This is a genomic window from Streptomyces sp. NBC_01450, assembly GCF_036227505.1.
GTDB lineage: Bacteria > Actinomycetota > Actinomycetes > Streptomycetales > Streptomycetaceae > Streptomyces.
In genome coordinates this window covers 10,299,217-10,314,422 of sequence record NZ_CP109480.1, presented here as the reverse complement: position 1 = coordinate 10,314,422, position 15,206 = coordinate 10,299,217, and the positions used below count along the sequence as shown (strand labels likewise).

14 protein-coding genes are annotated in these 15,206 nt (G+C 69.2%); 9 read left to right on the top strand and 5 right to left on the bottom strand.

Translation table 11 applies throughout. The features are described 5' to 3' along the window. Positions 1 to 13 precede the first annotated feature (13 nt). Positions 14 to 322: a GNAT family N-acetyltransferase gene (locus OG568_RS45990; protein ID WP_266418821.1), complete on the bottom strand. Its 309-nt coding sequence runs from the start codon at positions 320 to 322 to the stop codon at positions 14 to 16. A 256-nt stretch (positions 323 to 578) separates the two neighbouring features. Between OG568_RS45990 and OG568_RS45985 the strand changes: the two genes are divergently transcribed. The 3 genes from OG568_RS45985 to OG568_RS45975 all read left to right on the top strand — a co-directional run bounded on the left by OG568_RS45985 (position 579) and on the right by OG568_RS45975 (position 2,912). Further along, positions 579 to 1,046 (top strand): MarR family winged helix-turn-helix transcriptional regulator, encoded by a 468-nt coding sequence (locus tag OG568_RS45985; RefSeq protein ID WP_329535904.1) that lies wholly within the window; start codon positions 579 to 581, stop codon positions 1,044 to 1,046. A gap of 188 nt (positions 1,047 to 1,234) precedes the next feature. Continuing rightward, positions 1,235 to 2,338 carry an LLM class flavin-dependent oxidoreductase gene (locus OG568_RS45980; protein ID WP_329536628.1) on the top strand — a complete coding sequence of 368 codons (1,104 nt, stop codon included), beginning with the start codon at positions 1,235 to 1,237 and terminating at the stop codon, positions 2,336 to 2,338. A gap of 139 nt (positions 2,339 to 2,477) precedes the next feature. Then, the gene (locus tag OG568_RS45975; protein WP_329535903.1) at positions 2,478 to 2,912 is read left to right on the top strand and encodes a tetratricopeptide repeat protein; all 435 of its coding nucleotides are present in this window, start codon (positions 2,478 to 2,480) and stop codon (positions 2,910 to 2,912) included. 245 nt (positions 2,913 to 3,157) lie between these two features. On the opposite strand, the gene OG568_RS45970 is transcribed toward OG568_RS45975, so the two are convergent. Next, positions 3,158 to 3,898: a metallophosphoesterase gene (locus tag OG568_RS45970; RefSeq protein ID WP_266418815.1), complete on the bottom strand. Its 741-nt coding sequence runs from the start codon at positions 3,896 to 3,898 to the stop codon at positions 3,158 to 3,160. A gap of 173 nt (positions 3,899 to 4,071) precedes the next feature. Here OG568_RS45970 and OG568_RS45965 point away from each other — a divergent pair, with 173 nt between their 5' ends. Beyond that, positions 4,072 to 4,689 carry a CGNR zinc finger domain-containing protein gene (locus tag OG568_RS45965; RefSeq protein ID WP_329535902.1) on the top strand — a complete coding sequence of 206 codons (618 nt, stop codon included), beginning with the start codon at positions 4,072 to 4,074 and terminating at the stop codon, positions 4,687 to 4,689. Positions 4,690 to 4,865: 176 nt separating this feature from the next. Here OG568_RS45965 and OG568_RS45960 read toward each other — a convergent pair whose 3' ends face one another. Beyond that, positions 4,866 to 5,189, bottom strand: a complete 324-nt coding sequence (locus OG568_RS45960; RefSeq protein WP_329536627.1) for a GNAT family N-acetyltransferase — start codon at positions 5,187 to 5,189, stop codon at positions 4,866 to 4,868. 279 nt (positions 5,190 to 5,468) lie between these two features. Here OG568_RS45960 and OG568_RS45955 point away from each other — a divergent pair, with 279 nt between their 5' ends. Further along, a complete protein-coding gene (locus OG568_RS45955; protein WP_329535901.1) occupies positions 5,469 to 5,726 on the top strand; it encodes a hypothetical protein in 258 nt (85 codons plus the stop codon). Positions 5,727 to 5,871: 145 nt separating this feature from the next. Here OG568_RS45955 and OG568_RS45950 read toward each other — a convergent pair whose 3' ends face one another. After that, on the bottom strand, positions 5,872 to 7,299 hold the full coding sequence (locus OG568_RS45950) for an alkaline phosphatase family protein (protein WP_329535900.1): 1,428 nt from the start codon (positions 7,297 to 7,299) through the stop codon (positions 5,872 to 5,874). A 397-nt stretch (positions 7,300 to 7,696) separates the two neighbouring features. Here OG568_RS45950 and OG568_RS45945 point away from each other — a divergent pair, with 397 nt between their 5' ends. Further along, complete coding sequence (locus OG568_RS45945; RefSeq protein ID WP_329535899.1) at positions 7,697 to 8,896, top strand: NAD(P)/FAD-dependent oxidoreductase; 1,200 nt, start codon at positions 7,697 to 7,699, stop codon at positions 8,894 to 8,896. A gap of 134 nt (positions 8,897 to 9,030) precedes the next feature. Next, positions 9,031 to 9,927 (top strand): RNA polymerase sigma-70 factor, encoded by an 897-nt coding sequence (locus OG568_RS45940; RefSeq protein WP_329535898.1) that lies wholly within the window; start codon positions 9,031 to 9,033, stop codon positions 9,925 to 9,927. An 840-nt stretch (positions 9,928 to 10,767) separates the two neighbouring features. On the opposite strand, the gene OG568_RS45935 is transcribed toward OG568_RS45940, so the two are convergent. Then, the gene (locus tag OG568_RS45935) at positions 10,768 to 11,505 is read right to left on the bottom strand and encodes an SAM-dependent methyltransferase (RefSeq protein ID WP_329535897.1); all 738 of its coding nucleotides are present in this window, start codon (positions 11,503 to 11,505) and stop codon (positions 10,768 to 10,770) included. 347 nt (positions 11,506 to 11,852) lie between these two features. Here OG568_RS45935 and OG568_RS45930 point away from each other — a divergent pair, with 347 nt between their 5' ends. Then, positions 11,853 to 13,793 (top strand): glycoside hydrolase family 5 protein, encoded by a 1,941-nt coding sequence (locus OG568_RS45930; protein WP_329535896.1) that lies wholly within the window; start codon positions 11,853 to 11,855, stop codon positions 13,791 to 13,793. A gap of 107 nt (positions 13,794 to 13,900) precedes the next feature. Next, positions 13,901 to 15,103: an MFS transporter gene (locus OG568_RS45925; RefSeq protein WP_329535895.1), complete on the top strand. Its 1,203-nt coding sequence runs from the start codon at positions 13,901 to 13,903 to the stop codon at positions 15,101 to 15,103. Positions 15,104 to 15,206: the final 103 nt, after the last annotated feature.

The window sequence follows — 15,206 nt, the reverse complement described above, 5'->3', positions numbered from 1 at the left end:
TTCGGTCGTTCGTTCAGTCGCTGACCTTGCTCCGGGACTGGTACAGCAGGTCCTGGTACTCGGGATGGCGCGCGATCCAGCCCGCGAAGAAGTGACACGTGGCCAGCACGCGCAGCCCCGAGGCGCGTGCCTCGTCGAGGGCGGTGCGGACCAGTGCGGATCCGACGCCCCTGCCCTCATACTCCGGCGCGACCTCGGTGTGCACGAACGCGACGAGTTCCGTCGTACGGATGTACTCCGCGACGCCGGCGACCCTGGACTCTCCGTCGACGCGGGCCTCGTAGCGCTTCGCTCCGGGCACGTCGCTCACTTCGACCGCCATGTGTCCTCCTCTTGGTCCTGATCCCGCTCGACCCCACGGCAGTCCCGTCGGTCCGCCCACCCACACTAACCCCACTCAGTTGATGCATCAACTTATTCTCCCCACCGGACCGGATCATCACCGTTCACTCGACAGTTTCCGAGCCCGGCGGTGATCAGCTTCTTGCACCCGGCCGCCGCACTCCTCCAGAACCGCCCCATCGGGCCCGGATGCAGACAGATAGGTGAGCTGTCAACAATCTCGTTACACTTCGCTCATGAACGAGACACCGCGCTGGCTCGACCCCGAGCAGAAGGCTGCCTGGGACAGTTTTATCCGCATGCAGGAGAAGCTCATCGGCCGACTGTCTCGCCGGGTGCAGACCGACTCCAAGATGTCCGCCGCCGACTACATCGTGCTCGCCAAGCTCACCGAAGAAGGCGGCGGACGGCTGCGCTTCCTGGAATTGACCAAGCTGGTCGAGTGGGAGAAGAGCCGGATGTCCCACCAGGTCACACGCATGGCCAAGCGCGGCCTGGTGACCAGGGAGGAGTGCCCCGACGACGGCCGCGGAGCGTTCGTCGTCGCCACCCCGGCCGGCTACGCGGCGATCGAAGCCGCCGCCCCCCTCCATGTCGAACACGTCCGCCGACTCTTCGTCGAGGCCTTGACCCAGGAAGAGCTCAGCACGCTCGCCCAGATCTCGAACCGTGTCCTGGAGCACATGGAGAAGCAGCCGGACTGACCGAGCGAGCGACCGGTGCGCAGTCGCCGATCCACGGGGCCGGAATCGACTCATCGACCACTCCCCTCGCGAGGCGAGACCGACGCTCCTGGAGGGGCGGGGACTCCCGAGCGAACCGCTGGAATACCAGCGCTCGGCGTCACGTTCACAGATCGAGTTGATACATCAACCATATGGAGATGGGTGCGATGCAGTTCGGGATCTTCACCGTCGGTGACGTGACCACCGATCCGACCACCGGCCGGACACCGACCGAGCACGAGCGGATCAAGGCGATGGTGACCATCGCACAGAAGGCCGAGGAGGTGGGCATGGACGTCTTAGCGACCGGTGAACACCACAACCGGCCGTTCGTACCCTCCTCCCCCACCACCATGCTGGGCTGGATCGCCGCGCGCACCGACCGCATCATCCTCTCCACGGCCACCACACTGATCACCACCAACGACCCGGTGAAGATCGCCGAGGACTACGCGATGCTCCAGCACCTCGCCGACGGGCGGGTGGACCTCATGATGGGTCGCGGCAACACCGGCCCGGTCTACCCCTGGTTCGGCAAGGACATCCGCCAGGGCATCCCGCTCGCCATCGAGAACTACGCGCTGCTGCACCAACTGTGGCGCCAGGAAGTCGTCGACTGGGAGGGCCACTTCCGCACGCCTCTGCAGTCCTTCACCTCCACCCCCCGCCCACTGGACGACGTACCCCCGTTCGTCTGGCACGGCTCCATCCGCTCCCCCGAGATCGCCGAACAGGCCGCCTACTACGGCGACGGCTTCTTCGCCAACAACATCTTCTGGCCCAAGGAGCACTTCCAGAAGCTGATCAACCTCTACCGCGAGCGCTACGCCCACTACGGCCACGGCACCCCCGAACAGGCCATCGTCGGCGTCGGCGGCCACATCTACATGCGCCACAACTCCCAGGACGCCGTACGCGAGTTCCGCCCCTACTTCGACAACTCACCCCAGATGGGTGGCGGCCCCTCCCTGGAGCAGTACATGGACGAGACACCACTGACCGTCGGCAGCCCCCAGCAGGTCATCGAGAAGACGCTCACCTTCCGCGAGCACTTCGGCGACTACCAGCGCCAGTTGTTCAACGTCGACGGCGTCGGCGTACCCCTGAAGACCGTGCTGGAACAGCTCGACATCCTCGGCGAAGAAGTCATACCCGTCCTGCGCAAGGAATTCGCCAAGAACCGACCGGCCACCGTGCCCGACGCTCCCACTCACTCATCGCTGGTCGCCGCTCGCGACGCCGAGCGCATGTCCGCGGGGTCGACCGGCTGAGTCTGCGCACTGCGCGAGAGCCCGCTCGCGAGGAACACCAGGCCGAAGTCCCGTAGGCCGTCGAGGACTTCGACAGCGGCCGTCCCGGCTCCGAGGACGCCGGACGGCTGCCGCACACAACTCCAGGAAGGGATACGTCATGATCGACAACCTCGACGACTACCAGCCGAACGGCGATGTCGCGGCCGACCGCTGGGCAACCGCCCGGCACCTCTTCGACAACGGCGTCGGTGTCCCCCACGAGGAGACCACCGTCGAGCGCTGGGAGCGGGCCCAAGCGCGCTTCGGGGCCAAGGACTACACCGGCGCCGCCAAGCTACTCGCTGCCGTCGTCGAGGAAGTCCCCGAGCAGACCGGCCCCCGGCTGCTGCTGGCCCGCGCGTACTACCACTCCGCGCAACTGGGGCGGGCCGAGGAGCAGTTGCGCCAGATCATCGACCGCGACCCGGTCGAGCACTACGCCCACTTGATGCTCGGACGCACCCTGGAACGCCAGGCGCGCCACGACGAGGCCGCGACCTGGCTCCGTATGGCCGCCGCGTTCACCGGCGAACTCCCCGCCGACAGCCTCTGAGCAACGTACTTCTCGCCTCCCGCGCGCAGAGACGCGACCGGGCGCACTGCGGGGGGGATCCCACCGGATCCTCCGCACTCAGCGCCAGCCCACGGCGACTGCGTCAAGGCCCTGAAACTCCTGAGGTGACGTGCTGACTCAGCAGGGCCAGGCTGTCTTGGGGGGAGCAGGGCAACAGCCGCCACCGGAACCCGGCGACGGCGCGGGGATGGACCACGATGCCTCCGGATCGTGTCAGCGGGGGATCAGAGTACGACGCGGTAGTGGGTGGTCAGGCGCCGGTCGTCGTCAAGGATGTGGAACGCGAGGCCGGGCGGTTGGTCGCGGTCTGCGGCGTGATCGCTCTCCCAGGGCAGGCGCAAGGTCCACGTGATGGCCGGTCCGACGATCAGCGGACGCGCGGCGAAGGTCGACGCGGCCGCGGTGTGGGCGTGGCCGGTGAGGACGGCGGCGACCTGCGGGTGCGCGCCCAGCAGGTCGGCCAGTTGTCCGGGCTCTTCGAGCATGCCGGAGTCGGGCAGTGGGTGATGGAGTTCGACCGGCGGCTGGTGGAAGGCGATCAGCGCCGTGGCGTCCTGCGGCAGTGCGGTGAGGGTGGTGTCGATCCAGGCGAGTGTTTGGGCGTCGAGACGTCCTTCGTCGCGGCCCGGGATGGTGGAGTCGCACATCAGGATGGTGGTGCCGGCGATGTGGTGGGCCTGGTTGATGGGGCCCTGGTCGGGTGCGTCTCCGAGCAGGGCCTTGCGGTAGGCCGGTCGCGCGTCGTGGTTTCCGGGGCAGGTGAGCACAGGGAAGGGCGCGGTCAGGATCTGAGCCGCTTCCTCGTACTCGGCCTCCGCGCCGTGATCGGCGATGTCCCCGGTGACGAGGAGCGCGTCGACCGGGTGGGGCAGGGCCCGCAGGTGGTCCATGACACGGGTGGCGCGTCGGGTCGCCCTCTCGCTGCCGTCCAGGTGCAGGTCGCTGATTTGTGCAAGCAGCGTCATTCCGCCATCTCCTCCAGTGGCGGACCCTGCCGCCGGCCTGTGCCGGGGCAGGTGTCGCCACCCACCCCAGTCCCTAACGGAAGTTTTTGATTTTCCGTTAGGGACCTTAGGGTGTGCGCAGGGATGTGATCAAGTGGTTGACGACCGGGCACCGAGAGGGAAGGGGATGCCTTGTGGAGCGCTGGCTGGCATTGGAACTGGCGAGCACGATCCGTCACGACGGAGACGGCGGCGTCGCCGATGACCTCGCCACGGTCCGGGGAACAACGCGCTGGATCCAAGAGCAGGGGGATCTGCTGGCCGGCCGCATTCCGGCTGGAGAACTCGCAGCGGATGAAACCCTCAGGCTCTGGATCATCGAGCTTCGGCAGGCAGTCCGGGCCCTGTTCGCCCGGGCGGTCAGCCCCGCTCCCCCCAGCCCGGCGGACGTCCATCGCCTGATGCCTGCCGACCAGGCACTGGCCCACCTCAATACGGTTGCCGCGCGGGAACCGGTCGCTCCCCAGATGGACTGGCCCGCCGAGGGAGTACCTACCGCCCGGCTGCTGTCGGCGGAGAACGATCCGCACGTTCGACTTGTCGCGGCCCTGGCCCGAGCCGCCATCGACTTTCTCAGCGGCCCGCAGCGCATGCGGTTGCGATCCTGCACCGCGCCCCGCTGTGTGCGCTACTTCGTCAAGAGTCACGGGCGGCAGGAGTGGTGCAAGCCGTCGTGCGGGAACCGTGCCCGAGCGGCCCGCCACTACAGGCGTCAGCGCACGACAGTTGATGGCGGTTCCGCCCCGTCCTGATCGTCGGGGGGGACCCCCAAGGCCGCGAAGTGCCGTGAGTTCATGCGAACGGAAGGGTTCTCGGGGGTATCTCAAGGGGCCGTCGTCGTGCTCCGCGGAACCGGTTCAGTGAGTTCGACCCCACCTCGCGACCACGCCGCTTCCTGGTGCCTTGGACGGGCAGGACGGTGAGCGGGTCAGACAAGAGGGCGGCGGTGGCGCAACTTGTTGAGAGAGGCCCCACCGGTGGTGTCCTCCACGGCTGCGCCGTCTGCGCGCCGGCCGGCGGCTTCGTAGAAGCGCCGGGCGCGTTCGTTGTCCTCCAGGACCCACAAGGTGGCTTGCGTGTAGTCGGCCTGTCCGAGAGTCGTCAACGTGGCCGGCATCAACTGTTTTCCGGTCGCGGTGCCCCAGACCTCGGGCATCGCGTAAAGCGTGCCGATTTCCGCGATGTCGGGGGTCTCCCGCGATGGGCTGAAACTCGCGAATCCAACGATTCCCGCCTCGGTTTCGGCTACCAGTACTCCCGACTATGGCCACCGTGTCTCGGCGATGCATGTCTTCCACCCGGACTCTTCGCGGCTTGGGTCCATGGCGTCGAGGTAGTACTGACAGTGCCCGTGGGTCGCACGCCCTGTCGGTACGGTCGATCTCCCGGCGGTCAGGGGCGACGGACGGGTGTTTCGATCCCTGCCGTTCCTCCGTGCTGGGTGGGGAAACCCATCCGACGGAGCCTGATTGCGCAGATCTGTCGTGCGCCTTTCCCGCGATGGGCGGGACAGGCGATTAAATACCGGAGCATGACTACAGAGCCGCAGCACTTCAAGATCTTGTTGGTCCCTGAACACGTCGAGGACAGAGGCGACGCCTCCGTGGAGGACTCGGCCGTACGATCGGCGGTCGTCGAGGCGACAGGCGAGACTGGCTCCTCGGGCTACCCCCGCTACGCCGGGGACGGGATCGTGGCCGACATCGACCCCAGTACGCGCACGGTCGAGGCGGTGCTGGTCGATGGTGCGGAACTGGACTACGGCCTGAACGCTACGGTCGCTTCCTGATCCGGACTGTTCTCCCGATGCCGCCGCGCCATAAAGGCAACTGCCTGTTCGATGGCGCCGACCGGCTTCCCAGCCCGCACGGGGTCTGACCGCAAACCCGCTCCCGGCGCGACGTCACGACCGAGAACGGTCGGGTGCACGGCCGTCAGACGTGCGGCCGGTCTCCCGTCTCCTGGTGCGGGAAGGACTGGTCGGCGCCCGGAAGGGTGGGTGCGGGCAAGATCGCCACTTGCTCCTTCGCCTTCTCCAGTTGCCGCGCCGTGTCGTCGGGCAGAAGCGGCGGCAGCGGTTGTGGCTGCGTGAAGCGGAAGGCGGAGGTGAAGTCGCCGAAGGCGGCGCGGCGCCAGGTGCTGATGTTCGGCTCCTGGACTCCGGTGAACTGTTCCAGGAACCGCAGTGCCGAGGTGTGGTCGAAGCCCTCCGAGGCCACCCAGCCGCCGACCGTCCAGGGCGAGACGATGATCGCGGGGACGCGGAAGCCGCCTCCGATGGGCAGCCCCTGGACGAACTCGTCGGCGGTTCCGGCAGGAGGCGTCGGCGGCGGCACGTGGTCGAACAGGCCATCGTTCTCGTCGTAGTTCAGGATGAACGCGGTCTTGCCCCAGACCTTCGGGTCGGAGGCGATCGCCTCGATCTTCGACGCGACGAAATCGGCGCCCGCGGCGGGTAGGTAGTCAGGGTGTTCGGACTGATGCCTCGTCGGCATGATCCAGGACACGGCCGGCAGCCGGTCGCCCCGCGCGTCGTCCTCGAACGTGCCCTCCGGCTGGGGGCGTACACCACGCTCGTACAGGTCAGACCCCGGCGCCGCCGCACGGAAGTTCGCGAACTGCTCCAGCATGTTGCAGCCGTAATTGTCGTCCTGCTGGTACACCTTCCAGCTGACCCCGGCCGCCTGGAGCCGCTCCGCGTACGTCGTCCACCGGTACGGCGTCGGCGCCTTGTTGACGAGGACCGGCCCGCCCCGCGTGCCGCCCGGGTCGATCGTGCCGGTCATCCAGTACAGCCGGTTGGGCCAGGTCGGCCCGAACACCGAGCAGAAGTAGTTGTCGCAGATGGTGAAGGTCTCGGCGAGGGCGAACTGGAAGGGGATGTCCTCGCGGGTGTAGTAGCCCATCACGTACGGGCCGTTGATCCCGTCCGCCTTGCGGTGGGCCGGCAGCCAGCGGTCCATCTTCCCGCCGTTCCACGCCTCGTGCTGCACCGCCCACGCATGGCTGGTGGACGGGATCGCCTGGGCGCTGGACGTGTGGGTGTCGAGGTGGAAGGGGAGCAGATACCCCTTCGGGTTCACCGTGTCGGGCTGGTAGAAGACCGACCGGCCGGTGTCGAGGTTCAGCGCGTGCGGGTCGGCGAAGCCGCGGACGCCGGACAGTGTGCCGAAGTAGTGGTCGAACGACCGGTTCTCCTGCATCAGCATGACGACGTGTTCGATGTCGCGCAGCGAGCCGTGCTTCGGCGGCCCGGCCGCGACGGCTTTCTGGACGCTCGGCGGGAGGAGGGAGAGCGCCGCGGCGCCGCCCAGCACACCGGCAGCGGACCCCAGGAGTCTACGACGAGTCAACCCTGCCATGAACACCCCTTCTTGAGGCTGCGTCGGCTCTTCGGCAGGTCGGTACACACACGCCCCGACCTGCTGGATCACTCTGCTCGGAGGAATCGGCGTGTGGGCGGAGGCGCACGGTGATCATGTGGACAAAGGTGCATGAGCTGACGGAGTCGACCCGGCCCGTGTGTCTCGGATGGCGCGTGTCGACGTCGCGCGCCGCAACGCCCTCATGGGGGTGGCGGCATGACGTCGGCGACCGTGTTCCTCGCGGTCTTCGCGGTGTTGTTCGCCCCCAGGTCTGGGCGGATCAGGTGATCTCCCGGCCGAGCGCACGCCCGTGGAGTGACCTGCCTCACAGCTTGTCACAGCCATCGATGACGCGGTGTCTTGAGGCCGACCCCCTGGAAACGGAGGAGACACCATGAGTGAGAACACTGATGTGGTCGTGATCGGCGGCGGATACGCCGGCGTCATGGCGGCCAATCGCCTGACGCAGCGCGACGACGTGACCGTTACGTTGATCAACCCGCGCCGGACCTTCGTCGAGCGGATCCGTCTGCACCAACTGGTGGGTGGATCCCACGACGCGGTCGTCGACTACCGAAAGGTCCTGGGCGAGCGCGTCCGGCTGGTCGTCGACACCGTGACCCGGATCGACGCGGCCGAGCGGAGCGTGACGTTGGCGACCGGCGGCACGGTCGGCTACGACTATCTGGTCTACGCGGTGGGCAGTGGCAGCGCCGATCCGCAGGTGCCTGGTGCGGCCGAGTTCGCCTACCCGATCGCCGGCCTGGAGGAGGCACAGCGGCTGCGGTCGGTCGTCGACGCCGCGCCCGCGACGGCCGCGGTGACCGTTGTCGGAGCCGGCGCGACCGGCATCGAGACCGCCGCCGAGCTGGCGGAGGCGGGCCGAACCGTGACCCTGGTCTGCGGCGGGGTGCTCGGCCCCTCCCTGCACCCTCGCGGTCGACGCTCGGTCGCCAAGCGGTTGGCCGGACTCGGTGTGACCGTACTCGAAGGCCCCGACGCGAAAGTGACGACGGTGACTCGCGCTGCCGTACGGCTCAGTGGCGGCCGCGAACTGCCGAGCGAGGTGACCATCTGGACCGCCGGATTCGGCGTGCCGGACCTGGCCGCGCGCAGCGGGCTGAGCACAGACTCCTTGGGCCGCCTGCTCACGGACGAGACCTTGACGAGCGTGGACGACGTGCGCATCGTCGCGGCCGGGGACTCGGCGGCCCCGTCGGACCTGCCGTTCCGGATGAGCTGCCAGGCCTCGGTTCAGTTGGGCCCGCAGGCCGCCGAAACGGTGCTCAGTCGGCTCGCGGGTGAGCAGCCCGCACCCATCGACGTGGGGTTCGTCAGCCAGTGCATCAGCCTGGGGCGCCGCGCCGGTGTCTTTCAGCTCACCGGCAGGGACGACACCGCCAAGAGGTACTACCTCGGCGGCCGCCCGGGCGCGAAGCTCAAGGAGCTCATCTGCAAGGGCATCCCCTGGCAGTTGGCGTACGAGGCGCGCAAGCCCGGTTCGCGCACCTGGTGGACCAAGGATGCCAAGCGCCGGCACCTGCTGCAGGCCAAGCGTGGCGAAACGCCGGCCACCGCCGAACGGGCAGCCTAGGCCCTGTCCGGCCGATCACGACCGAGACGCGGGGTGTGGATCGAACGGCCACCAGCGAAAGAGGACCTTGTTGTGGATGCACGCTTGAATGTCCGCGTCGACCAGCCCTGGCCACGCGGGAAAGGGATCGAGATATGAGCGACCACGCCACCGACCCGGCGACCGAGACGTTCGTCGCCCACCGCAACCTGCTCTTCACCGTCGCCTACGAGATGCTCGGATCGGCGGCCGACGCCGAAGACGTTCTCCAGGAAACCTGGCTGCGGTGGGTCGAGGTCGACCTGGGGCAGGTGCACGACCAGCGCGCTTACCTCGTCCGGATCGCGACCCGGCAGTCGCTCAACCGCCTGCGCACCATGAAGCGCCGCAAGGAGGCGTACGTCGGCCCCTGGCTTCCCGAGCCGCTGCTCACCGCGCCCGACGTGGCCCAGGACGTCGAGCTCGCCGAGAGCGTGTCGATGGCGATGATGCTCGTCCTCGAAACGCTGTCGCCGACCGAACGCGCCGTCTTCGTACTGCGCGAGGTGTTCGATGTCAGCTACGAGGAGATCGCGGCCGCCGTCGGCAAGAGCCCCGCGGCCGTCCGCCAGATCGCGCACCGCGCCCGTCGGCACGTCGATGCCCGCCGCCCTCGCGAGGTGGTCTCCGCGAGCAAGACCCGGGCCGCCCTGGAGTCGTTCCAGCACGCGCTCGAAACCGGGGACCTGCAAGACCTCATCGGTGTGCTCGCCCCGGAGGTGGTCTTCGTGGGTGACGGCGGCGGCGTCAAGCAGGCCGGGCTGCGGCCGGTCATCGGTGCCGAGAAAGTGGGCCGCTACATTCTCGGCGGCACCGGCAAGGCCAAGGGCACGCTCACCAGTGAGCCCACCATGGTCAACGGCAACCCGGCACTCGTCCTACGCCTGAACGGCGAGATCGACGGCGTCATGGCGACCCGCGTCGAGGACGCACGCATCACCGGTATCTACTACGTCCGCAACCCGGCCAAGTTGTCCCGAGTCGAATCCGAGACCCCGCTCACCCTGCGATGAATACCGGTGGCGGAACAGCCGCGGCGGGCAGGCGGCCGGGATCGGGGCTGGGGCAGGGGCCGGGGCAGGGGCCGGGGCCGGGGCCGGGAACGTAAGGTCGACGCTCCTTGAGGAGGGTGAACTCGGTGTGCGTGCGGGCGAGCTCGCTGCTGAGCCGCTGGTCGAGTTGAGGCCCCGCGTCGCGCGATGCGGGCCTCGCGGGAATCGGCTGGTGCCCCGCGGCCGCGCGATGCGGATCTCGCGGGGATCGGGCTGGTGCCCGGCACGGCCGCCCGGGCGGCGGCTCGACGTCACTCGAACTCGCCCTTGAGACGGCCCCAGGGTCCGGTCGGGAGACGCGCGGGAGAAGCCCGCCTCGCGGGCGACGTCTTGACGCCGCATGCCCCGCCCGGAGGGATCTGCCCGGCCCCCAGCCGGTCGACGGCCGCGCGGACTTGGCCGGGCCGAAGGCGTCGCCACCGCGAAGCATCGAGCGGAGCGAGTCGCATCGGGGCTCGCCCACCGGGCTCCAGGACGGGCGTGAACTCCACCCAGAGGCGCGCGATGTCGAGCACCGGTTCGCCGGTCGGGGTTCGGTTTCCGATGTCCCACATCGGTCGCGGGACGCCGGCACCGGCGATGGGCGTCTGCCGTCGGGCTTCGGCAGCCGGACGGAGGGTGAGATCGGCCCGGATGGTGCCGTCCTCCCTCGGGACCAGCAGGGAGGACGCTTCGAGCAGCTTGGGGACGTCCCTGCCCGATTCTGGACCGCCTCCCCGCCAACACGGTTACCGGGGGCTGCCAGGTGACGAGCATCAAGCAGGTTGCGAGGGTCAAGGTGTTCGGGGTCGTGTGACCGCTTCAGTCGGACGTCGGGCGCAGGATCAGGCAGACGAAGCCGAAGACGTCCCGGTAGACACGCAGCCATTCGCCGCGGTGGGTGGTGGCTGCCGCCAGCGCCTGGGAACTGTCCGGATCGTCGCGGTGGTCCAAAGCCCATGAGGCCAGCGACCCCGTCCAGGCCCATTCGTAGTCGTCGAGCTCCCGGCGCGTGCTGATGTGCCCGTCGACGGGTGTCCATCCGTCGGAGATGACGCGGTCCATCGTGGTCGGCAGGTCGGCGAGGTCGCCGAGCATCTCAACGGCCTCGGGAGAAGGCTCATGTGTCCAGATTCCGTCACCGATCAGAACACGTCCGCCGGGGGCCAGGTGCTTGCGTGCCGCCGCGAGGGTGGCGAGCAGGCCTCCGAAGGCATGCGTGGCCCCGACACTGACGACCAGGTCGAACGCGTGTGGGGCAGCGAAGTCCGTGGCATCCTCGTGGTGGAGGACGAGGCGCTCTTGAAGGCCCAGGACGCGCGCGGTCCTCCGCGCATGTGCCAGCGCGCTCTCGGAGGTGTCGACACCCTCCGCCCGCAGTCGCGGGTAGGTGGCCAGGGCACGCAGGAGCCACTCCCCACCACCGCAGCCGAGGTCGAGTACACGAGCGTCGCCTCGCGGGATGCCGCGTTCCAGCAGCTGGCGCACCGCGTCGTCGTCGAGCGGGGCCGCAATCGGATGATCCGTATGGGCAAGCCTGGAGATCTGTTCACGGTTCACCGGCGCAGCCTGGCATGAGCGGAGGCCGCACGCACCTGCTTTTCCTCCCGGGTCACGCCGAACAGATAGGACCGCTGGGGCGGGTCCACCAGAGAGGGCGGATCGAACGGAGAGGGCGGATCGAACGGATGAGGCCGCGTCGGCTCGGGAAGAGGGCGCCCGCGACAACTGAGGTCGACCCGACTACCGTCCCCTTATAGGCTTTACAGGCTGACTGCCGCCGCCAAGACCGGTGACCAGGTCCGTCATTGATGTCACTCTGGAAAGCGTGTCGCTCGCCTCGGCGCCCCCGTCCCTCGCGACACCGATTCGCCAGCCTCACCACCCTGCTCCCGTAGAGGAACCTGATGCCGCCCAACAGTAGACTTGTCAAGTACCTGACATCAGTGACAGCGGTTCTCGCGCTGCTGACCACAGCGCCGACGGCAGTCGCCGCCGCCCCGAAACCCTCCGCCCCGAAACCCGTCGCCCCCAAGGCCCTCCCCCAGGCCACCGCCCAGGCGGCCGACACCTGGCAGCCGCCGCTGTCGACCCAGGGCCGGTACATCGTCGACGCCCAGGGAAACCGCTTCCGGCTGAAGTCGGCCAACTGGGACGGCGCACAGGGCTCGTGGACCGGAAGCGGCAGCAGCACCGACCCCGCCAACCACCACGCCGGGCAGGACTCCTACGGCATCCCCCTCGGCCTGGACCGAGCCTCGCTGCCCGAACTGCTCGCCGACTTCCACGAACTCGGCATCAACAGCGTCCGGCTGCCGTTCTCCAACGAGATGATCCATACGACAGCACCCGTGCCGGACGTGGCCGTCGCCGCCAATCCGCAACTGCGCGGCAGGACGCCTCTGCAGATCTACGACGCCGTCGTGGCCGCCCTCACCCAGAGCGGGTTCGCGGTCATCCTCAACAACCATACGAACACCTCCCGTTGGTGCTGCGGCATCGACGGCAACGAACGGTGGAACAGCAGCCAGTCCACCCAACAGTGGGCGGACGACTGGGTCTTCATGGCCCGCCGCTACGCCACCGACTCCCGTGTCGTGGGCGCCGACCTGTACAACGAGGTACGCCGCGACGTGCTGGACGACCCCAACTGGGGCCTGGGCGACGGCCACGACTGGTACGCGGCCGCCCAGCAAGCCGCGGACCGCATCCTCACCGAGGCCAACCCCAACCTCCTCATCGTCATCGAGGGCATCAACTGGACCGGCGTGCCCGTCGACGGGCTGCCGCACGACCGGCCCACCCTCACCCCCGTGCGCACGCTCTCGCACACCCTCGTGGACGCCCACAAGCTGGTCTACTCCGCCCACTTCTACGGCTACACCGGCCCCCGGCACAGCGGCGCCACCGGAATCGGCGAGACCCACGACGCCCGCTACCAGGACCTGACCCGCGACCAGCTGTACCAGGTCCTCGCCGACCAGGCCTTCTTCGTCACCACGGAAGGACAGCACTACACCGCGCCCGTGTGGATCAGCGAATTCGGCATAGGCGCCAATGAGACGGGCACGGCGGCCCGTACCTGGTTCGGCAACATCACCGACTACTTCGCCGACCATGACGCCGACTTCGCCTACTGGCCCCTGGTCGGCTGGGAGGGCCACGACGACTGGGCCCTGCTGCGCTACGACACCGCGGGGCGACGGTACGGCATCCTCGACCAGGGCGACTGGCGCGGCACCGCCTGGAGTCACCTCATGACCTCTCCCACCCGCACCGGGTCGATCACGCCGGTCCCTGTCTGGCGCATGCTCGCCACCGACCACGGCGACCATGTGCAGTCTCTGCGGGTACGGGCCGGCGGCGACTGGGATTCGGGGGCCTACAAGGCCGCCTGCCCCGACGGCCTGCGGCTGATCGGCCTCAGCCACACCGCCGGCCGTGGCCTGTGCACCGACACCACCGCCGGCGACCTGCGAGCCACGGGCAACGCCCAGACGGTCGTCACCGACGAACGCCACGTGCCCGCGGGCGGTGACTGGGCCGGCGGTTACACCAAACTCCAGTGCCCCGCCGGGCAGTTCCTCATCGGCTACAGCCGCCGCGGTGACCGCTTGTCGGCGGCCCTGTGCGCACCCGCCCGCATCCCTCTGGGGGGCACCGGACGGACTGTCTGGTTCGACCGCTCCGACAACCGACCCGCCGACATGGCGGGCGGCGACTTCGCCTACGGCGCGTACAAGGGCCAGTGTTCCGCCAACGAGTACGCCGCCGGTATCGCCTTCACCACCCGTGTGGGCAGCACCGCGGGCCCCGCCGCCCTGTTGTGCACTCCGCTGGAGCCCTGAGCCCCTCACCGCCCCTCAGCTCCGAATCGCCGCAGGTGGGTGTTTGAGGCGCGCCGCGGCCGCGGCCCGACCGGGCCGCGGCCGTGTGCGGGGTTACCGTCGGCGGCATGGACGGTGATCGCCGAGGGTGGCTCCAGTGTTTGCTCAGCGGGGCGGTGTTCGCCGTGTGCATGGTCGGCACCACGCTGCCGACCCCCCTATACGGCCTCTACCAGGAGAAGTTCGGGTTCTCCGAGCTGACGGTCACCATCGTGTACGCCGTGTACGCCTTCGGGGTCATCGGCGTGCTGCTGCTGGCGGGGAACGCCTCGGACGCCATGGGCAGGCGTCCGGTGCTGCTGTGGGGCCTGGGGTTCTCGGCGGCCAGCGCCGGCTGTTTCCTGGTCGCCACCGGGCTGGGGTGGCTGTATGCGGGGCGGCTGCTGTCGGGACTGTCCGCCGGCCTGTTCACGGGGGCTGCCACGGCGTACGTGATGGAGCTGGCACCGTACGGCGGCGCCTCCCGGGCCACGTTCGTGGCGACGGCCGCCAACATCGGCGGGCTGGGCTGCGGTCCGCTGCTCTCCGGAGTGCTCGCGCAGTACGCGGACTGGCCGCTGTACCTCCCGTTCGCCGTGCACCTCGCCCTGGTGGCCTGCTCGGCCGGCGTCCTGCTGTGGCTTCCGGAGACCGTGCGGGAGCGGCGGCCGCTGAGCGCCGTACGGCCGCAACGGCCCGGCCTGCCCCCGCAGGTGCGGACGGTGTTCGGGCCGGCGGCGATCGCCTCGTTCGTGGGCTTCGCGTTGTTCGGGGTGTTCACGTCGGTCAGCCCGGCGTTCCTCGCACAGTCCCTGAACGTGCGCAACCACGCCGTCAGCGGGCTGGTCGTCGCACTGGCCTTCTTCGCCTCGACGGCCGGACAGCTCGCCGTCGGCCGGGTCGGGGTGGGGCGATCGCTGCCCCTGGGCTGCGCCGGGCTCCTCGCCGGGCTGGCGCTGCTCGCGGGCGCGCTGCGGTGGGACCTGCTGGCGCTGGTGGTGCTGAGCGCGATCGTCGGCGGGGGCGGGCAGGGGCTGGCGTTTCGCGGGGCGCTGTCGGCGGTGGCGGGGGCGTCTCCCGCGGATCAGCGCGCGGCGGTGATCTCGACGCTGTTCGTGGTGGCTTACGCGGGTATCTCGGTGCCGGTGATCGGTGTGGGGGTACTGGCGCGTCCGATCGGCCTGGAGGGCGCGGGGCTGGTGTTCATCGCCTGCATGGCCGTACTGGTCTCGACCGCGGGCGCGTACCTGCTGCGGCGACCGGTACCGGCCGGGACCGGGGACAGCACCTAGCTGACCCAGTACTGCGAGAAGAATACCGGGAGGAGGGCGTGGTGGGCGAACACGGCGAGTACCGTTCTGCGGCGGCCCGGTCCCGCGAGGGATGCGAGAGCCG